At 40.2% G+C, this 20,775-nt stretch carries 19 protein-coding genes and 1 riboswitch; of the genes, 3 read left to right on the top strand and 16 right to left on the bottom strand.

Annotated features, from left to right (window positions below):
• Positions 1-119 precede the first annotated feature (119 nt).
• A riboswitch (SAM riboswitch) is annotated at positions 120-217 on the bottom strand.
• Between the two features lie 282 nt (positions 218-499).
• A complete protein-coding gene (locus H8S17_RS01505) occupies positions 500-1,606 on the top strand; it encodes an HD-GYP domain-containing protein (RefSeq protein WP_186865932.1) in 1,107 nt (368 codons plus the stop codon).
• 110 nt (positions 1,607-1,716) lie between these two features.
• Here H8S17_RS01505 and H8S17_RS01500 read toward each other — a convergent pair whose 3' ends face one another.
• From H8S17_RS01500 to H8S17_RS01440, 13 genes are all read right to left on the bottom strand, one after another.
• Entirely contained in the window at positions 1,717-2,178 is a 462-nt protein-coding gene (locus tag H8S17_RS01500) for a MarR family winged helix-turn-helix transcriptional regulator (RefSeq protein WP_178052407.1), read from the bottom strand.
• A gap of 49 nt (positions 2,179-2,227) precedes the next feature.
• Positions 2,228-3,193: a beta-ketoacyl-ACP synthase III gene (locus tag H8S17_RS01495; protein WP_178052406.1), complete on the bottom strand. Its 966-nt coding sequence runs from the start codon at positions 3,191-3,193 to the stop codon at positions 2,228-2,230.
• Positions 3,194-3,214: 21 nt separating this feature from the next.
• Complete coding sequence (locus H8S17_RS01490) at positions 3,215-4,888, bottom strand: acetyl-CoA carboxylase carboxyltransferase subunit alpha (RefSeq protein WP_186865931.1); 1,674 nt, start codon at positions 4,886-4,888, stop codon at positions 3,215-3,217.
• A 2-nt stretch (positions 4,889-4,890) separates the two neighbouring features.
• On the bottom strand, positions 4,891-5,328 hold the full coding sequence (gene fabZ / locus H8S17_RS01485) for a 3-hydroxyacyl-ACP dehydratase FabZ (protein ID WP_178052404.1): 438 nt from the start codon (positions 5,326-5,328) through the stop codon (positions 4,891-4,893).
• A 3-nt stretch (positions 5,329-5,331) separates the two neighbouring features.
• A complete protein-coding gene (gene fabF, locus H8S17_RS01480; RefSeq protein ID WP_186865930.1) occupies positions 5,332-6,567 on the bottom strand; it encodes a beta-ketoacyl-ACP synthase II in 1,236 nt (411 codons plus the stop codon).
• Positions 6,568-6,588: 21 nt separating this feature from the next.
• Positions 6,589-7,329, bottom strand: a complete 741-nt coding sequence (gene fabG, locus H8S17_RS01475) for a 3-oxoacyl-[acyl-carrier-protein] reductase (RefSeq protein ID WP_186865929.1) — start codon at positions 7,327-7,329, stop codon at positions 6,589-6,591.
• A complete protein-coding gene (gene fabD / locus H8S17_RS01470) occupies positions 7,316-8,230 on the bottom strand; it encodes an ACP S-malonyltransferase (protein WP_186865928.1) in 915 nt (304 codons plus the stop codon). The genes fabG and fabD overlap by 14 nt, the downstream gene beginning before the upstream one ends.
• Before the next feature lie 4 nt (positions 8,231-8,234).
• A complete protein-coding gene (fabK, locus tag H8S17_RS01465) occupies positions 8,235-9,167 on the bottom strand; it encodes an enoyl-[acyl-carrier-protein] reductase FabK (protein ID WP_186865927.1) in 933 nt (310 codons plus the stop codon).
• 2 nt (positions 9,168-9,169) lie between these two features.
• Positions 9,170-9,403, bottom strand: a complete 234-nt coding sequence (gene acpP / locus H8S17_RS01460) for an acyl carrier protein (protein ID WP_186865926.1) — start codon at positions 9,401-9,403, stop codon at positions 9,170-9,172.
• Between the two features lie 102 nt (positions 9,404-9,505).
• Positions 9,506-10,423 carry a hypothetical protein gene (locus H8S17_RS01455; protein WP_186865925.1) on the bottom strand — a complete coding sequence of 306 codons (918 nt, stop codon included), beginning with the start codon at positions 10,421-10,423 and terminating at the stop codon, positions 9,506-9,508.
• Positions 10,420-10,977 (bottom strand): RNA polymerase sigma factor, encoded by a 558-nt coding sequence (locus H8S17_RS01450; protein WP_186865924.1) that lies wholly within the window; start codon positions 10,975-10,977, stop codon positions 10,420-10,422. Before H8S17_RS01450 ends, H8S17_RS01455 begins: the two co-directional genes overlap by 4 nt.
• 253 nt (positions 10,978-11,230) lie before the next feature.
• Positions 11,231-11,887 carry a hypothetical protein gene (locus tag H8S17_RS01445; RefSeq protein WP_186865923.1) on the bottom strand — a complete coding sequence of 219 codons (657 nt, stop codon included), beginning with the start codon at positions 11,885-11,887 and terminating at the stop codon, positions 11,231-11,233.
• A 214-nt stretch (positions 11,888-12,101) separates the two neighbouring features.
• Positions 12,102-12,278 (bottom strand): hypothetical protein, encoded by a 177-nt coding sequence (locus H8S17_RS01440; RefSeq protein WP_186865922.1) that lies wholly within the window; start codon positions 12,276-12,278, stop codon positions 12,102-12,104.
• A gap of 392 nt (positions 12,279-12,670) precedes the next feature.
• On the opposite strand from H8S17_RS01440, the gene H8S17_RS01435 reads away from it, so the two are divergent.
• Entirely contained in the window at positions 12,671-12,934 is a 264-nt protein-coding gene (locus H8S17_RS01435; RefSeq protein WP_186865921.1) for a type II toxin-antitoxin system Phd/YefM family antitoxin, read from the top strand.
• The gene (locus H8S17_RS01430) at positions 12,931-13,263 is read left to right on the top strand and encodes a type II toxin-antitoxin system RelE/ParE family toxin (protein WP_186865920.1); all 333 of its coding nucleotides are present in this window, start codon (positions 12,931-12,933) and stop codon (positions 13,261-13,263) included. The genes H8S17_RS01435 and H8S17_RS01430 overlap by 4 nt, the downstream gene beginning before the upstream one ends.
• Before the next feature lie 869 nt (positions 13,264-14,132).
• Here the strand turns inward: H8S17_RS01430 and H8S17_RS01425 are convergent.
• The 3 genes from H8S17_RS01425 to pap form a co-directional block, all read right to left on the bottom strand.
• Entirely contained in the window at positions 14,133-17,000 is a 2,868-nt protein-coding gene (locus tag H8S17_RS01425; protein WP_186865919.1) for a leucine-rich repeat domain-containing protein, read from the bottom strand.
• 376 nt (positions 17,001-17,376) lie between these two features.
• A complete protein-coding gene (locus H8S17_RS01420) occupies positions 17,377-18,666 on the bottom strand; it encodes an ATP-binding protein (protein ID WP_186865918.1) in 1,290 nt (429 codons plus the stop codon).
• A 628-nt stretch (positions 18,667-19,294) separates the two neighbouring features.
• Positions 19,295-20,773 (bottom strand): polyphosphate:AMP phosphotransferase, encoded by a 1,479-nt coding sequence (gene pap, locus H8S17_RS01415; RefSeq protein ID WP_186865917.1) that lies wholly within the window; start codon positions 20,771-20,773, stop codon positions 19,295-19,297.
• Between the last annotated feature and the right edge of the window lie 2 nt (positions 20,774-20,775).

Genomic DNA, 20,775 nt, shown 5'->3' with positions numbered 1-20,775 from the left:
TGTATATTACGCATCCTTGCGGAGCATTTTTATCATGTATCATTTTTTTACACAATAAAAATCCGCTTCATGTGAAACACATAAGCGGACAAGATTCTTTGCGATCGTAAGATCAAATCCTCTTATTGTTCGAATTACTCGCTCAGGCTGGCACCTTCCTCACAGGGGTTGCCGTGACTTCACAGATCCTATGTATCTCCATCACTCTGAATAAGAGAAAGCTATATGATTGAATTGTATCGTTTAATTTCTATACTGCGTATTAAGGGTACGCTCTTTTTTATATGTTGTCAAGTATTTTCCATTATAATTTAGCAATAAATCAACAATAACCATTGCGAAATTTACAGATTCGTTTTATAATTTTCTATGATACAAGGTGGCAAAAGGTCAGAAAGCGTTCCTGCTTGCAAGATAAGAGTTCTGACTTGTTGACTCTCATATCATTGTAAGGTATTATTTAGAAATTTGGCTGATTGATTAAGGGGGAGCTTTTCACATGCAGATTATAAAAACAACACAATTAGAAGAGGGTATGGTAACTGCCTTACCGGTAAAAACAAAACATGGTCAGTTAATTATCAATGACGGTGTTTCATTAACAGATCAGCTGATCGCACGTATCAGCTTTTACGGAATCCCCAGTGTTCCGATCGAAGGAGATGCAGTTGAAGCACCGGCACCGGAAGCACAAAAAACGATCCCTAAGGGAAATGTCCAGGAACCGACCTATTCCCAACGGGTAAAGAGTTCTTCACTTTTCCAGACTTTTCAATTTGATTATTCCCGTTCCACCGGAGATATTAAAAATTCTCTTTCATCCTTTATTTCCGGGAACGGATTAGAAGCGGTTGATCCATTATTTAAAACTGCAATGTCTTTACTGAAAGAAACCCGCAACTCTATTGAAATGTTCGATATGTTGCACAATATGCGTTCTGTTGATGACAGTATCTATGCACATTCGTTAAATGTAGCTTTAATCACAGGTATGTTAGGCAAGTGGCTTAAAATGTCAAAAGAAGATTTTGATGTACTGATCCTTGCAGCATTACTACATGATATCGGAAAAGCTAAGATCCCACCTGAGATTTTAAATAAACCGGGAAAATATACCGATGAAGAATTTGCACTTGTACGGAAACATCCTACCTTAGGATATGAGATTTTACTTCAGTATCCCCAGTTAGACAACCGTGTTAAGAATGCCGCACTTATGCACCATGAACGCTGCGATGGAAGCGGTTATCCACAAAATTTGAAGGGAACTGAGATTGACGACTTTGCACAGATCATTGCGATCGCAGATGTCTATGATGCAATGACCGCAGCAAGATCTTACCGTGCACCACTCTGCCCGTTTCAGGTTATTGCTGCTTTTGAAAAAGATGGTCTTGCAAAATACAATCCAAAATTTATCCTGACTTTCTTAGAGCATATCGCATCTACCTACCAGCAGAACCGTGTACTGCTCTCAGATGGCAGAGGTGCAAATATCATCATGCTAAATAAACAGTCTTTATCCAGACCGATCGTCCAGCTTGGTGACGGCAGCTGTCTTGATCTTTCCCGTACACCGGATATCACAATCCAGTCACTCTTATAAAAAATATTAAAAAGGCAGGACAACAGCGTCTTTGTATATCCTGCCTTTTATGTATCTGTTTTCTATCTGATTTATTATCAGATCCTATAGATTCTTTCTTACTGCTTCCCTTATGCTTTGTAGATCCGGTTAAAATAATCATTTAACTTCGCCAGCGCATACACCAGCACGGTTGTTTCATTTTCACTCAATCCATCTTTCATATGTTCGATCATTGTCCTGTGAAAATTCTCATGTCTTGCATAAGCTCTGCGTCCTTTTTCGGTCAGTGACACAAATACGATGCGTTTATCTTTTTTTCCACGCTCCCTGTCTACATAACCTTTTTCGGATAATGCATCCATCAGTTTTGTCAAGGTTCCTGTCGTAATGGACAACAGCTTTGCAACTGTAGACATGCTCTTTGGTTCTTCTTTTCCGACTGCTTCTATGATATGCATATCATTCACACTGATATCTTTAAATTCAGGTGTGATCAGACATCGTTCTTCTATTTCCATAATATTTTTGAAAAGCTTCACTAACAATTCATTGATCACTTCGTCAGTGCCTGGTCTTTTCTCTGTTTCCATCCTATCCTCCGTATATATGCATATCTGATTTATCCGTAACGTTCTTATTCTACCATGTCAATACCGATGCACCCCACGTCAGTCCTGCACCAAATCCGGCAAGTACGATCTTATCTCCCTGCCTGATCTTACCACTCCGGTTCACCTGATCCAACAGAACCGGCACACTTCCTGCAGAAATATTTCCACAATTTTCTAAGTTTGTAGGGAATTTCTCCATCGGAACTTTTAAACGTTTTGATACTGATTCAATGATACGGATATTTGCCTGATGGATCACAAACAGATCGATATCTTCTACCGTAAGCCCTGCTTTTTTAATGGCTTCTTCGATTGCTTTTGGAACTGTCCGTACTGCAAATTTGTAAACTTCCTGTCCGTTCATGGATACATACGAAGGCACACTTTTATTACTTACATAAGGATTGTTATTTTTACGGTTTTCACAGCAGAGTGCTTCACCTTTTGCCCCATCAGAGCCCTGCACACTCCCTAGTATACCATAGGTTTCATCTGCTGTCACGACTGCTGCTCCTGCACCGTCACCAAACAGGACGCAGGTGGAACGGTCATTCCAGTCCATCAGCTTTGACAAGATCTCGCCACCTACGATCAGTATATTTTTATACTGTCCACAACGGATATATGCATCTGCTGTCTGCAAGGCAAACATAAAACCTGAGCAGGCTGCATTGATATCAAAAGCAACTGCATTGACTGCCCCTAATTCTCTTTGCAGTTCACAGGATAAGGACGGACAGATCTTATCTGCGGAAAGTGTTGCCGCTATGATCATATCTAAAGCATCTGCCTGCATCCCTGCTTCTTTTAAAGCATTTTCTGCCGCCTGTACTGCCAGCGAAGTAAGTGTTTCTTCTACAGCAAGATGTCTGCGTTCAATTCCGGTACGGCTTCTGATCCATTCGTCAGAAGTATCCATGATCTGGCTTAGATCATCATTCGTTACTATTTTTTCCGGCAGTGCACTTCCTGTACCACATATTCGACTTCTCATCTTCCTACTCCTTCAAATCATTTAAAATCTGCGGAATCGTCTGTAACGTTCTTCGGCTAATTCTTCCCCTGTCATGTTACTGCATTTTTTCAAAAATTCGCAGATATGATATTTCATAAACATCGAAATATCATGCAGTGCGTCCTGATCTGCCCCGCCAAATTCCGGTATGATCTTTTCTACTACATGTAACTGGTATAGATCTTCTGCTGTGATCTTCATTACCTCAGCGGCTTCTTTTGCCCGTTTTCCATCTTTCCACAAAATAGAAGCAAAGCCTTCCGGTGATAGGATCGAATAGGTAGCATTTTCCATCATCCAGACCTCATTTCCAACGGCAAGTCCAAGTGCTCCACCGCTGCCGCCTTCTCCGATCATCAGAGAAAGGATCGGAACTTTTAAGTCTGACATTTCATACAGGTTTCTTGCGATCGCTTCGCCCTGTCCTCCTTCTTCTGCCTCCATACCGCAGAAAGCACCGGAAGTATTGACAAAGGTGATCACCGGTCTATGGAATTTTTCTGCCTGCTTCATCAGACGGAGTGCTTTCCGGTAACCTTCCGGTGATGGCATTCCATAATTATGCCGCATACAGTCTTTGATATCTTTTCCTTTATGAATACCGATCACAGTCACCGGCTGACCATTGATTGTTGCAATCCCACCGACAACTGCCGGATCATCCCTGAAATACCGGTCGCCATGAAGTTCCATAAAATCTTCAAATATTTCTCCCATATAATCTACCGAAGCAAGGCGTTCCACACCTCTGGCTGCCTTTACTTTTTCCCATGCACTCATGCTCTTGCTCTTTGCGGCACGCTCCCGCATCAGTTCACTCGGTATGAATTTATCTTCGCATTTTTCTGTAAAATTCGCATAGCCGTCTTTGACATGATGCAGTTTTAAGATCTGATACAATGTCTTTTTTAAATCTTTTCTTTCCACGATCGCATCTACAAATCCATGCTCTAACTGAAATTCTGCCCGCTGGAATCCTTCCGGCAGCTTCTCCCCGATCGTCTGCTCGATCACTCTTGGACCGGCAAAACCGATCAGTGCTTTTGGTTCTGCAAGTATGATATCTCCTAACATGGCAAAACTGGCAGTGACTCCTCCGGTTGTTGGATCTGTCAAAATCGGAATATATAATAAACCTGCATTGGAGTGGCGTTTCAGGGCGGCAGATGTCTTTTCCATCTGCATCAAAGAAATGATCCCTTCCTGCATTCTTGCTCCACCGGAACAGCAGAATAAGATGACCGGAAGTTTTTTCTCCGTTGCACGCTCTACGGATGCTGCGATCTTCTCTCCTACGATATGTCCCATGCTGCTCATCATAAATCTTGCATCACAGATACCGAGTACGACAGATTCTCCATAGATTTTTGCTTCTCCGATCGTAACCGCCTCATGCAGTTTTGTCTTTTCCTGTGCCGCTAGGATCTTTTCCTCATATCCCGGAAAATCTAAGGGATTCTGAAATTCCATCTCTTCAAACCACGGTGTAAAACTTTTAGGATCTGCTACCATTTTCAGACGGTTTGAAGTACGGACCCTGAAATAATTGCCACATTCATAGCAGACATATTTATTTGCCACAACTTCTGATTTTACCAGTTCTTTCTTACAGGACGGACAGATAATGACATCTGCTTTTTCTTCTGTTGTCTTTTTCTTAAATAAAGGTATCATTGCTATTTTCCATCTCCTATTGCAAATGTAAGTTCTGCGGATGCTGCAAGTTTTCCATCAACTTTTGCAGTCCCCCGTCCGACTCCGACCGGTCCTTTCTGCTTGATGATCTCAAGTTCTAAGGTCAACACATCACCCGGTATTACTTTCTGCTTAAATCTTGCCTGGCTGATGCCTGCAAAATATGCTGTTTTTCCTTTATTTTCCGGCTCTGAAAGAATAGCTACTGCCCCTGCCTGTGCCATTGCTTCAATGATCAGGACTCCCGGCATGACCGGTTCTTTTGGAAAATGTCCGGCAAAATAAGGTTCATTATAGCTGACGCATTTTTTCCCAACAGCTCTTACACCCGGTTCCAATTCTTCAATCGTATCTAACAGCAGAAACGGCTGTCTGTGCGGTATGATCTCCATGATCTGTTTTGTATTTAATAATGACATGTTCTATCCCTCATATTTTGCTAATAAAATACTGGCATTGTGTCCGCCAAATCCCAATGAGTTGCTGAGTGCATAAGAAAACGTTTCCGTGACTGCTTCTTTGCAGTAATCAAGGTCAATCTCCTCATCCGGGGTCGTATATCCGACGGTCCGGTGGATATAACCTTCTTCTAATTCTTTGACACAGGTCACAAATTCAATCGCTCCTGCTGCTCCGAGCAGATGTCCGACCATGGATTTTGTAGAGTTGATCTTGATATCTTTGGCATGTTCCCCAAAGGCAAGTTTGATCGCACGCGTTTCAAAAAGGTCATTATGATGTGTACCGGTTCCATGTGCATTGATATAGGTAATGTCTTCCGGTTTTAAGCCGGCATCTGCTACTGCTGATAACATGGCTTTTGCTGCACCTTCTCCATTCTCTGCCGGAGATGTGATATGGTAAGCATCTGAAGTACAGCCATAACCTGTCACTTCTGCATAGATCTTTGCACCACGTTTTTTTGCATGTTCTAATTCTTCTAAGATGACTACTGCTGCACCTTCTCCCATAACAAATCCACTGCGGTTTTTGTCGAATGGAAGAGAGCATTTTGTCGGATCATCCACGGTTGACAATGCGGTCAGTGCACTAAATCCGGCAATTCCGATCGGTGTCACACTTCCTTCTGTTCCACCTGCTGCCATAACATCTGCTTCTCCGTACTGGATCGAACGGAAAGCCTCTCCGATACTGTTTGTACCTGTTGCACAGGCTGTTACGACATTTAAACTCTTACCTTTTAAGCCAAACTGGATAGAAACATTTCCTGCCGCCATATTAGTGATCATAAGCGGTACTAACAGCGGATTCACCCGTCCCGGACCTTTTTCTAACAGTTTTATATGTTCACGTTCCATTGCCTGCAGACTTCCGATTCCGGAACCTATGGCACAGCCTATGCGGTATGGATCTTCTTTTTCCATATCAAGTTTTGCATCACTAATCGCTTCTTTTGCCGCTGCTACTGCATACTGTGAAAACAGTTCCATTCGTTTTGCGGCTTTAAAATCCATATAATTTTTTCCTTCAAAACCTTTTACTTCTGCTGCAATGTGACATTTATATTCTGATGTATCAAATTTTGTGATCGGTGCAAATCCGATCTTTCCTTCTTTGACGGACTGCCAAAATTCCTCTACACTAAGTCCGATCGGTGTGATGGCACCTAAACCGGTTACAACAACTCGTCTGCTCATAATATCCTCGCTCTCTTTCCTTTAGATGGTCATACCACCATCTACTGCAAATACCTGTCCTGTAATATAATCTGACTTATCAGATGCTAAAAACAGTGCCATTTCCGCAATTTCCTCCGGCTGTCCGATCCGTTTGAATGGAATAGATTCTGCTATTTTCTCTTTGGCTTCTTCTGTCATTGCATCTGTCATATCGGTTGCAATAAATCCCGGTGCAATGGCATTGACATTGATCCTTCTCGATGCTAATTCTCTCGCCACACTCTTTGTCAGTCCGATCACACCTGCTTTGCTTGCAGAATAATTTGCCTGACCTGCATTGCCTAAAATACCGGATACCGATGACATATTGATGATCTTTCCGCTTTTCTGTTTCAGAAAATAACGGGACATATGGCGTATTGTATGAAATGTTCCCTTCAAATTCGTATCCATGACTGCATCAAAATCTTCTTCTGACATTCTCATCAACAGGTCATCCCGTGTGATCCCTGCATTATTCACAAGAATATCGATCCTGCCATATGATTTAATGCAGGTATCGATCATTTCCTTACAGGCTGCATCATCTGCGACATTGCACTGATAAGTTTCTGCTTTTCCACCTGCTGCGATGATCTCTGCTGCCACTTTTTCGGCTCTCTCTTTTGATCCATTATAATTGATGATGACTGCAGCTCCTTCTCTTGCAAAAGTTCTTGCGATCTCTGCTCCGATCCCTCTGCCTGCTCCAGTCACTAAAGCAATCTTACCTGTCAACATATTTCAAAAAATCCTCCATCTTATCGATGTTATATACCGTTACATTCCGATCGATCTTTCTCATAAATCCTGACAATGTCCTGCCCGGCCCGATCTCTACAAACGTATCTGCACCGTCGGCGATCAGGTGCTCGATCGTCTGCTGCCAGCGGACGCTTGATGCTACCTGCTGTTCTAATAATGGTTTTACTTCTTTTGCATCTGTCACATAATCTGCGGTTACATTTGCCACATATGGGATAAATTTATCAGCGATCGCAACGTCTTTTAAAGCTGCTCCTAACTGTTCCCCGGCATGAATGAGCATCTTCGAATGAAACGGTCCGCTTACTTTAAGCGGTACAATACGTTTTGCCCCTGCCTCCTTTAAGGTCTCTCCTGCTTTATCGACTGCTGTTTTTTCTCCTGTGATAACAATCTGTCCCGGACAATTGTAATTAGCGATCGATACGATCCCTTCGGTATCTTCACAGATCTTTTCAATGATGTCTGCCCCAAGGCCTAAGACAGCACTCATTGCACCACCGGTGGGAACGGCATTCTGCATGTAAATTCCACGTTTCCTGATCACTGTAAATGCATCTTTCATGCTCATAACTCCTGATGCGATCAGTGCACCGTATTCGCCTAAACTCAGTCCTGCCGTAACATCGGGTATGATGCCCTTTTCTTTTATGGCTGCATAAATCGCCGCTTCTGTAGTCAGCATGGCGATCTGTGTATATTCTGTAATATTGATCTGATCATTTTCTTCAAAACAAAGTTTTGCCACATCAAGACCAGAAGCTTCACTTGCAAGGTCAAATACATTCCTGCACACCTGCATGGTATCGTAAAACTCTTTTCCCATTCCTATGTACTGGGAACCCTGTCCCGGAAACATGAATACCAGTTTACCCATTTTTCTATTTCTCCTTATTATATAAAAGCCCTTCTGCTTCCTGCATGATCTCCTCGATCATTTCTTTACAAGTCTGTTCTTTTTTTATCAGTCCTGCAATCTGTCCTGCCATCAGACTTCCATTAACTACATCACCATCCATGACAGCTTTTCTAAGAGAACCTAAGGTCAGCACTTCTAATTCTTCTAAGCTGACGCCTTCTGCTTCCATTTTCAGATATTCTCTTGTCATATGGTTGCGGAGTACGCGGATCGGATGTCCGGTACTTCGTCCGGTCACTTCCGAATCAATATCTTTTGCCTTGATGATCCGTTCTTTATAATTTTCATGTACGATGGATTCTTTTGCCACGACGAAACGTGTACCCATCTGAACGGCTTTTGCACCAAGCATCATGGCTGCTGCAAGCCCTCTGCCATCTCCGATGCCTCCGGCTGCAATGACCGGAATCTTTACCGCATCGACAACCTGCGGTACTAGTGTCATCGTTGTCGCAGAACCGATATGTCCGCCGGATTCTGTTCCTTCTGCTACGACTGCGTCTGCACCGGCTTTTTCCATCATTCTCGCCATTGCGACACTTGCAACGACCGGAATCACTTTGATGCCTGCCTCTTTCCACATCGGCATAAATTTTGCCGGATTTCCTGCACCTGTAGTAACGACTTTTACACCTTCTTCCACGATCACCTGTGCAACTTCCGGTGCATTCGGATTCATCAGCATGACATTGACACCAAATGGTTTCTCTGTCCGTTCTTTGACTTTACGGATCTGTTCCCGCACGACTTCCGGTGGTGCACTCGCTGCCCCGATGATACCAAGACCACCTGCTTCTGATACTGCAGAAGCAAGATGATATTCTGCAACCCATGCCATGCCTCCCTGAATGATCGGATATTCGATCCCCAGTAATTCTGTAATCTCGGTTTTCATTTCTATGCTTCCACACCTTTTGCTTTTAAATATTCGATAACATCATTTACAGTTGCGATCTTTTCTAAGTCATCAGATGGAATCTCGATTCCGTATTCTTCTTCTAAGCTCATCACAAGCTCAAATAAATCCAAAGAATCTGCTCCAAGGTCATCTTTGAAATTGCTTTCTTCCTTGATCTCGTCTTCATTTACGTTTAACTGCTCTGCAATGATTGTTTTTAAGTTCTCTAACATAATATTCTCCTTTTATTTACCCTTTAAAAATTATTTGCCTATCAAATAATTTGATTATCAAACTATTTGATAGGCAAAGTATATGACAGATGGTTCTATTTGTCAACTGTTATTTCTTATAATTCTCTCTATCTTCCTCATATCTTCGTCTGATAATGGTACATAATAATCCTCATCATTACTTACAAACGCTCCATAACTCTGTAAATAATATAGGATGATTTTCTGCCCATCTTTTAGTTGAAAATAAAATATACTAGATAATTTTTCATCTGATTTTCTTTTTCTTCGCTTTATTTTTTCCGTAGTCAGCTCTGGTGCCAATTCATCATCACCTACTACTTTCATGTCCTTTGTAATAGAATAGATTTCATGTATAACAGCCGGATCATCTATAGTACAGATATTTTTTTCTGATGGTTTTAGTAAAATTTGTGTAATGTCAGACTTATCTGATACACCATAGATTTCTTCTAAAACTGTTCCAAAAGTATATGCTGAATAATCATATTCATGACCCATAATATTAGTAAGTGCAGACTCCGATTCTGATGGTACGGTTTCAATTAAAAACGATAAAAACTCTGCTTCCCAATATTTTCCATCTACTTTTAATATGATTTTTGCGTAATTATCTTTTCCTTTCTCCTTATAAACTTTTTCCGGTACATACATTGAAACTGTATTTTTATTCTTATCATAATTTAAAATTTGTTCTCTATCAAAGATCAGCTCACCTAATCTTTTACTAAGATTCTTCTGTTCATAACGTCTTAATTCTGATAATTCATAAAAACACACTCTATTATTTGGCATCACGACTAATTGAATTTCTGATGCCGTCCCTTCTCCATGATATACATATGCCATCTCATATCGACATATAAATACTAAGAAAAAGCAAGCTGCCATTGTCAGAATTATATAATACTTTTTCCCTTTATTTTTATATTTTAATGCCTCATCAATAAATTCTTCATCTAAATCGTTAATTGCCCAAAACAATTCTTTTTTTGTCATATTTTTATTCCTTCCTTAGTCAAATATTCCTGCAGTTGTCTACGGGTTCGCATCAATATAACTTTAACATTACTCTTGCTACATCCTGTTTTCTTGGCAATTTGATGTATTGGTTCTAAATACCAATATCTTAGAATAAAAACAACTCTTTCACGTTGCCTTTGTTGTCTTAAGAAATTTGTTATGAGAATGACCAATTCCTTTTCATTTATGTGATCTTCAATAGATTCTCTTCCAGAAACACATTCTTCTAACTCTAAAAGTACCACTTCCAAATTAGGATTTCTTTTTTCTGCTGTCAGATATTCATATTTTTTTATTGCTAAATTTTTTGTAATCTTACATAAAAATGCTGAAAAAATATGCGGTTTCACAGGTGGTATCTTATTCCATACACTCAAATAGGTATCATTTATACATTCCTCAATATCTTCTCTTATCTTTAAAATATTTTCTGCAACATTGTTACATAGTCTGGAATATTTTTTGTCGGTTTCCAAAATTGCTAATTCTGAACGTTCAAAATATAACTTTATAATATTCTCGTCTGTCATATACATCTCCCCACTCATTTGTTTTTTGCATCAGAACAAAAAATTGTTCTGATGCAATTTTCTAATATAAATACGCACCTGTTCTCAACTGATTATTTACAATCTTACTTATATAACTATATGTAAAAGTATCTCCTGTCAAACTATTTCCTTTATATTTTTTTCCTGAAGGACTATACCAATACGCACGATATCCTGTACTCATTGAACTTGATGGTGTATATATTTTTCTACCAGGCCTCCAACCTGTTGTTTATGTTACCTGCTCCCCCTCCTCAAAAACAATACAGCTATCATCAGAAAATAATTCTTTAAAAGCCTCTACTTTCTGAGTATCCAGATCTTTTAATTCTATAACAATGTTATTATTTTCTTCATCCACATAATAACCCGTCATAGAATCTAACATTTCGGCATACTCTTCATCTTCGTCGGTTACAGCGTTCATTTCTTCGTTATCCACATATTCCTCGTAAGCCTCTTCATAGATATCACCAATAAAATCGTATAGATCCATGATATCATTGATATTTGTTTCCACCTCCTGAATAATAATGTCCTCATTATCTGCCACATCCATCATGTTCTCCGTAATTTCTGATGAATCATCAGTAACACATACAACCAAATTTCCATCATCATTCACATATGTTCCAGCATAATATTCCGGATATTCCCCTGTTTCTTCCTTGTATTCGTCTACATATTCTGTTATCATTTCATTATTTAAAACGGCTTCATTTTCATTTTCTAAATATTCCTCATCGATAACATTTTCTTCCCTTTTCTCAATTTCTGCAAGAATCTTTTCATCATTTGATTCTGTTGCATATGCCCTATCTGCTCCTCCTAATGCACTGGCACATAAAAGAATTCCAGCCAGACATAATGAAATCTTTTTTCTCTTCATGCTAATCTCCTTCCTTTTTCCCTTTTACTTCAGTTTAGTTGTTTCTCCTTTCACAATATAAGTACGATTTATTTTCTTCTGGTTACACCTTTTTTTATAATATTTCTGAGTAAAGAAAAAGCACCCTATAACAGGTGCTTAATCTTTATAATGATCTCTACAAACAATGATGTAACATGTATTCTATTGCATACATAATTTTTGAATATATCCCTTACACACCCCAGCTATCCATAATCTCCAGACAGATATCCACATCCATCTCCTCGATCGCATCAATCAGCTTCTTAGCTTTTTCGCTCTCTGCTCCAGTAAAGATACAGCTTTTCAGTTCATCGGCAACCTGCTGCATGCCATCCATGTCAAGATTGTCAACTGCCTCATTTATCATGCATGATTCCGTGTAGTTATTGGACTTCGACTTGGTGGGCAGCCTTATCCTCACGCATAACCTTATATGAGATTTCTGTTCGTCAGACCAGAGATTTGCCCATGAGTTAGTATGTTCCTCACTTCCAGCTTCCTTCAGATTCCATCTCACGATGGACACCCTTCGGCTATATCCTTCCCACTACCGGGCGGATTCGGGACTTTAACCCATTAGAAACGTGCGCCGCTAGGCGCACCCACACCGGGAACAACCCCGGCTGGTGCCCGGATTGCTCCCCAAAGGAAGTCAATCGAATATAATTACAAAAACTGACATATAATATTCTCACATTCCCATTGACTATATAACAAAATTTGTGTATAATTTTGTTATCAAATAAAGAGGTGTTCATTATGCCAACAATCAAATCAAGTGCTGATTTAAGGAATAACTACAACGAAATCTCAACATTTTGTCACAATTATCCTGAACCAGTTTTTATTACGAAGAATGGAAAAGGCGATCTTGCTGTTATGAGCATTGAAGCCTACGAAGAATTAACCAATCGCTTTGAATTATATAGCCAGATCAAAGAAGGTATGGATGATATTGCCTCTGGCAACACCCGACCATTCTCAGAAGCAATGGCTGATATTCGGAGTAAACGTCGCAGATGAGTTATATCATTCACATCACAGCTACCGCAGAACGTGATATCCTGCGTGCCGCTGACTGCATCGAATTTACTCTGAAAAAACCTACTGCCGCCGATCATCTGCTTGATGCAGCTACAGAACAAATCAACTCATTGGCAGATATACCCGAAAAGTTTCGTCTTGTAGATGACCCCGTTCTGGCAAGTTGGGAAATTCGTTTTATTATAGTTAATAATTACCTAGCCTTTTACACTATTGATAAAGAAAAGCAAATGGTAATTGTTATACGATTTCTATATCAGAAAAGCAACTGGAACTCCATTCTTCGTCAGGGTTTCTCCCTTATTTAGGAATCTGTCTCACAGATTCCTTTTTAATGTGTAGCTTTATATGCAACAACACCTGCCACAGAAAACAGCAGCTGTCTTGCAGTAAGTCCAAGTGCCACGGTCTCCTGATAGCGTTCAATGAGAAATCATTGTCATACCAGAAATGTCGTATATCTAACATGAATAACTGGCAATGTAGGTATAGATTTGTTCGGCGCCGTCCTGATCTTTACCTCAAATTGATAAAAAAATAGGACTTAAATCATTCAAAACCCTTTATTTATAAGGTTTCTCTTGATTTAGTCCTATTTTAACGCATGCTCCCTGTACCACAAGACATTTTTTCTCTTTCTATTGAATCCAATTTTCGATAAAAGCTGTTGCCTTTCTTTTTAGCATAACGCACCTCAAATCAACATTTTTTGTTTTTAAAATGTATGTATATCAACATTTTAGAATTATAAAATGTACGTTTATCAACATTTTGGAATCATTATATCATTTGATCCGGGATATGAAAAGCACTTTTCATCCTTTCACAAGCCACTCTTGCCGCCTCGATATCCATGTTGCAGCCAAGCCGGTAAACCGGCACTACTGACAGTATATGGTCTATGATGGCTTATACGCATAAATTGATACGTTTTCTCCATTATCTTCGTATTGAAAATCTCCATAATATTCTGCCGCATATACCTGTATACTTCCAAACAGGCAAAGGAAGCAAATACATACTGCTGTTAGAAAACGGCAGACACCACTCTAGCAAGATGTGGTACTGCCGCCTCTATAACATCATGATACTGCAACATCTTGATGCATGGGATTTGCCCGATAAATCGTCTCTGATTTGCCAACTTTGGTGCGATATCACCAACCCTCTTTTTGCATCAATATTTCAAAATTCGGACTTTCTTATTCAGTCCCTTTGCATAAAGCATCTTCTTGTATGCTTTATATTTACTTGTGGGAACTTTGATCACTGTCTTTTTGCCGATACGGCTAAAAGCATATTTCGCTACTGATTTTGAAGTCAGTTTCTCTGATTTAATCGTAATCTTCTTCAACTTCCCGCAGCCATAAAAAGCATTTTTTTCTATCTTTGTAACATTCTTTCCTATTACAATACTTGTTATATTTGTACACTTGGCAAACGCATTCTTTCCAATCGTAACAATGTTTGAGCCAATCACTACCTTTGTAATTTTCTTATTGTTCTTAAAGGCATTGTCCGCAATGGATGTTACTCTATAAGATACTCCATCAACCTTAACCTTTGCCGAAATGGTAACCGTTCCTTTTGCAGTACTCTTTGGAGCAGTGTACTGTACTGTCGGTGTTTTGCCCTTGCCACTCGTAACTATGTAGGCCGAACCATCGTTGCCCTTTATCTTCGTACCTTTTTTCGGTACAGACGGCTTATCGTTTTCTTCAGGCTGCTCTGTTGCTCCCGGCTTGTCGGTTGTTCCCGGCTTATCGGTTGTTCCCGATGATGTACCGCCGCCAGATGTACCATCACTTGATGAGCCTCCACTTGAGGCACCGCCACTGGATGAAGAACCACCTCCTGACGATGAACCACCTCCTGACGATGAACCACCTCCTGTAGCTGGAATGATAATGCTTGACTTATCGGTAATCTCCGTCTTCGCCGCATTATCCACAAAGTACTTGCCGCAGCCTGCATTCTCACATACATAGTATGCTATATTGCCTGCCACAGTCGCTGTCGCATCCTTTGCTGCTACTTCTCTTAACTGATGACCCGGATGCGTGATCACAAACCCTCGGGTCACTAATACGGTACAGTCCTTACAATAGACATCGCCACTGTATCCATCCTCGGTACAGGTAACATCTTTCTTATCTCTCACTTCCGTATTCTTATGGTCACATACTCTTCTTGTGATCGTAATACTTACACTTTCTGTCTCGTAATTACCCTTGTCAGCTCCTGTATAAACTGCTGTTGCTGTCACAGCCACACCCTCTGTAAGTACTGTGTCCTTATCGTTATCAGACCAGTTCCAGCCATCCGGAAGCGTAATGTCACCAACCTTCTTTGTACTGTGCGCCGGTGCCATCGCAGCTTCCGGCATGTTTAGTGGTGAAGCTGCTTTTTCAATCGTAAAATTTATCTCAATAGAAACTATGTTATTTCCTGTGCCTAATGTAAGCTTTGCTTTGTATGTACCAGCATTTTTCGGTGCTGTTGTACTATAAGTAGATGGTGTGCCATTTGTTACCGTTGCATAGGTAATGGCATTTTCAGGAATTATCTCTATACCTGTGTTGCCAGAGTCTATTGCTGTTCCGGCTTTCTTTTCTGTTCCATCATAGACAATTTTTTCATCTGATGTTGCTGCCGGCCGTGTAAGTTTTACGGTGTAGGTTGCACCACACTCGTTACAAGTTGCCTTAATAGCATTACCATTTTCTACAGGCTCATAAGCAAAAGAATGTTCTTCATATATTGACGTACTCTGATTGGAATATACCTTTGTTGAACTGCCCGGTTTTCCTTCACAGCCGTCATATTTATCTACCTGATAAACTCTTTTTGTGCTATCAAGAACAGGATATGTATCACCATTTCCGCCAAGTGCCTGTCCCCATACAGAACCACTGTAAGTTACGGCATCTTCACCTTCACCTACTGTACAACCTTGTGAGAGAAGATACGCAACTTCACCGCTTGCAAATTGTGCGGTGGTTTTGCCGCCATTTTCATCTTCTGTGTCTGCGAGGTGATAGCAATGTTTGATTGGCCCATAATAGTATCCACATATACCGCTTATATCAGAATCTGAGCTGGTAGCGGTAACAGTTCCTATGTTATAACAGTTTGAAATTGGTGCAATACTACAGCCACACACACCACCCACAGAAGCTACTGAGTCGGTAGCGGTAACAGTTCCTGTGTTATAACAGTTTGTGATTGTGCCACCATTGTATCCACATATACCGCCTATAGTAGCAGCTGACTCAATAGCGGTAAGATTCCCTGCATTATAACAGTTTGTGATTGTGCCGTCATTGCGTCCACACACACCGCCCACAAAATTATTCCCCTTGAAATAGGAATCAACAACTCCAACATTTTTTATGTTGCCATCAGCTTCTGAACTTCCGAATAATCCAATACGTATTGAATTACCATTAAAGTACAAACCACTTACGGTTTTATTATTTCCGTCAAACGTTCCTGAATACTGTGTTATATGATCTTCCATACAATCTGCAATCGGTGTCCAGCTTATAAAATCACTTCCGTTGGAAACGTTGCCCTCTGTATCGTATTGTAAGGATTCAAGAAGATTTTCATTTACTGTGATGTTGGCTGTCAGAACTGCATTGGCTAATCTGTTTTGTTTAACTCCATCAAGAGTGCCGTTTACAAGCCCTGCAAACCAGTACAGCTGACCTGCATTGCTGATTTCGTAAACATTCTCTTTCATGCTGTCATCGTCAATGTCATATTTGTCAGTTGTTTCAACAGCAGGCTGATATACGGTTGCATTGCATTTCGGGCAGTTTCCGAAACCGTTGCTGTTGAAAGTTATTTCAACACCCTCATGCTTACACTCTTCTTCATCCGTGGATTGCTGTTCAGTCTTTCCAGCACTATCATTTGCCTGCACTGCAATTTCTGAATCATTTTCCTCTGCCCCTGCCTGAATCGGTGCCACACCGAATACCATGCAGACAGATAGCATTACCGCCAGACCTCTTTTTATCCGGCTTATCTTTTTTCTCATAGACTGCCTCCTCTCTTATATCTGTGGATTAAACTGCTTTTGGCTAGCAGCCGTATGGCAGTTCGTGTATCCTATCATCTGCGTCTATCATATATGTCATTGATAGAAGATTCTCTATCATATATTTGGAATTATTTTACCATACCCCCCACTTTATTCAAGGTTCATGTGGTAATTTGCTCGATTTCCACATGAAATTTCTCAAAAAAATGCCATTTTGCCACTTTTTTTTGATGAAATGACATTTTTTAGTCCATTTATGCAGTTCGTCACAGCATTTATTCCTGCGTTAGCAGTTAATCCTTCCATATCTGTGACAGCTCATCTTGTTTTTGTGCACAGTGTATCTCATCCAACAATCGCTATATGCTCTTTTTTATATAAGTTCCTTATCCAAAAGGAAATCAATCACATTGATATTTAAAATACCATTATCATCATACCAACGCTTTCCAATATCTTTCCTTACAACAATTTTAGGAAAAGAATCTCCTGTAAGCGTAAATGGTCTGAGTTCTGCTTCTGCTTTTTCATCCGTAGGCATCGCATACGCTGACTGGATATAAGTTCGTTTTCCTCCTGAATTTACGACAAAATCAATTTCCCTTGGAGTGCGGATTGAATTGCCTTTTTCACTAAGTGTCCTTGCATAAACAACACCAACATCAACGGAAAACTGTCTGATATTTAACTCATTATATAGGATATTCTCCATTATATGCGTCATTTCCTGCTGACGAAAACCTATTCTTGCATTTCTAAGTCCAATATCCTCGCAGTAATATTTATTTGGCGAATCAAAATAGGATTTCCCTTTTACATCATATCGCTTACTTTCTAAAAAAAGGAACGCATCCTCCAAATGCCCGATATATGCTCGAATCGTATTGGCAGACACACCGACGCCTTGTTTAGATTTCAGAGTATTCGCAATTTTAGTCGGATTTGTTAATGAACCTACCGATGAACAGAGCAAATCTAAAACCTGCTCCAGAACATCTTGTCTTTCGATTCTCTTACGTTCAACAATGTCCTTAATATACACTTCTGAGAAAAGCAATTTCAAATAATTCATCTTAGCCGTATCATTAGGTCTTGACAAGATAAGTGGCATGCCACCATAAAATGCGTATTCATCAAATGCTTCATTTTTATCCCCACCAACAGCAGAGTAATATTCCGCAAAACTAAGTGGATGTACTCTTATTTCATCACTTCGTCCTCTAAACTCAGTAAGGATGTCGCTGGAAAGCATTTTTGAATTGCTTCCTGTCACATAAACATCTAAATTCGATAAACCTCTCAAATCATTAAGAGCATCGTAAAAAGTAATTTTCTTACCGTCCGGATTATATGGATTAGTCACCTCATCAGACATTTGAATTTCATCAACAAAAAGATAATACTCGTCTTTGCTCTTTTCCACATTCTCTCTTACATAAGATGAAAGAATAAGCGGATTACGATATTTAATGTCTTTCGCAAGGTCAAGCTCAATCGTAATAATCTGTTCTTCTTTTATACCATTTTCAATTAAGTAATCTCGGTATATCTTTTTAAGAAGATAGGATTTTCCGCATCTCCTGATACCGGTAATTACTTTCACTAATCCATCAAAACGATATGAAATCAACTGCTCAAGGTAACTATCACGCTTAATTTCCATAAAGCCCACTCCATTTCATTGAAAATTTCTGCCTATTTAGGCTTTTTCATTCAATATTATATATGTTATCTATCAGGTTTTCAAGTTACCATTGAAAATTATAGCCCAAAAAGGCTAAAGTATTCAGTGAAAATATTTTTATCTTTCTCTAAAAAATGCCATTCCACCACTTTTTTGTGATGAGATGACATTATTTAGTCCTTTTATGCAGTTCGTCACAGTATTTATTCCTGCGTTAGCAGATAATTCTTCCATATCTGTGACAGCTCATCCTGTTTTTGTGCACAGTGTATCTCCTCCAACGGGAATAACATACATCCGCAGTGTCCCAAAAATGTCGGGAAACAGCCATTTATCATCCATATTAGAGAAGATACTCCCAAAAGTATTCCCGATCAGTTTTTTCTGCTTTTCCCGCAACTGGGCAAGGATTTCTTTTTTCCTGCGGGTTGCGTAGTTCAGCTTTGAACGGTATCCTTATCGTTACAGTTCACAGGCATCCCTGCGAACTGCAACTTCGCAGCCCCATTTAAATTTTGCTGCGCAAAAGGGGGGCTGCTCACGCCCGAATCACGGTCATACGCACCTAAACAGCAAGGTGTTTAGGTGCTGTCTGAACAGTAACTCCTTATCTTCCATTCAATTTTTTCTCAATCTCATCGATCACCGTCCGGATTGCCTGGATCCTCGCATAATATTTGTTATTAGACTGAATGATAAACCATGGTGCATTTTCTGTGGAAGTTTTAGCGATCATTTCATCGATCGCAGCTTCATAGTCATCCCACTTTTCACGGTTACGCCAGTCCTCATCTGTGATCTTCCACTGTTTCTCCGGTGTATTCTGCCGCTCTGTAAAACGTGCAAGCTGGGTATCTTTGTCGATCTGGATCCAGAATTTAATGACAACGGCTCCCCAGTCTGAGAGATCTTTTTCAAATTCATTGATCTCATTATAGGCACGTTTCCAGTCATTTTCTGTACAGAAACCTTCTAACCGCTCTACCATGACTCTGCCGTACCATGTACGGTCAAAGATTGCGATATGTCCGTCTTTTGGCAGTCTGTGATAAAAACGCCACAGATAATGTCTGGCTTTTTCATGCGGTTCCGGTGCTGCGATCGGGTACACTTCAAATCCTCTTGGATCTAGGGCACTTGTCAGACGTTTGATATTACCGCCTTTTCCGGCTGCGTCCCAGCCTTCATATGCGATAATGACAGGGATCCGTTTCCGGTAGATCTTATTATGGAGTTTCTTTAATTTCTTTTGCAGTTTTTTCAGTTCAATCTCATATTCTTCTTTTGACATTTCCTGATCTAATGGGACTTCTGCAAGTTTTGGCATCTTTAAAAGCGGATAATCTTTATGCAGGATCTCCGGCAGTATCTTAAAATTCTCAACTGCCTGATTGATCTGATTAGTCAATAAGTGCAGTACCTGAAGAAGTGCCTGCTTTTCATCTACAGCATCCACGATATTCCATGGTACATAACCGGTATTGGTTGCTTCTAAGATCCTGTCATAGACTTTTTCAAATTTTTCCCGCTTCTTTACCTGCAGGATATCATCCTCATCTACACGCCAGCTGGTATCTTTGTTCTCTAACAGTTTATCTAAGCGATGCTTCTGTTCCTTTGGCGGAATCTGTAAGAACAGTTTTACGACTAAGTAGCCGTTATCTTTTAACTGTCTTTCAAAAGTACGGATCTGACGAAGCCGTTTTTCCAATGCCACATCATCGATCTTATCATGCATGACATCATCGACTGTTTCATCTAACCAGCCGGAATCCAAAAAAACGAATTTTCCTGCCTCTGGGATTTTCTCCATGTAACGCCACAGGAACGGTTTTCTTTTTTCATCTTCATTTGCCTTCTGCATCTTGACTACCTGAAAAAATCTCGGATCAAGCTCTTTGATCAGATTCCCGATCAGTGTTCCCTTTCCGGCCGCTCCCCAGCCTTCGATCAAAACAAATACCGGCAGCTTATGTTCTTTGATAACCTGCTGCTGTCTGACGAGTTCCTCTCTTTTTTCCCTGACTGATTCTTTGATTTCTTCCGGTTCCATCTGGTATTTACGGATTTCATAATTTTTTAGCATAC

The sequence above is a fragment of the Roseburia zhanii genome, assembly GCF_014287635.1.
GTDB classification, from domain to species: domain Bacteria; phylum Bacillota; class Clostridia; order Lachnospirales; family Lachnospiraceae; genus Roseburia_B; species Roseburia_B zhanii.
This window is presented reverse-complemented; position numbering and strand designations above follow the sequence as displayed.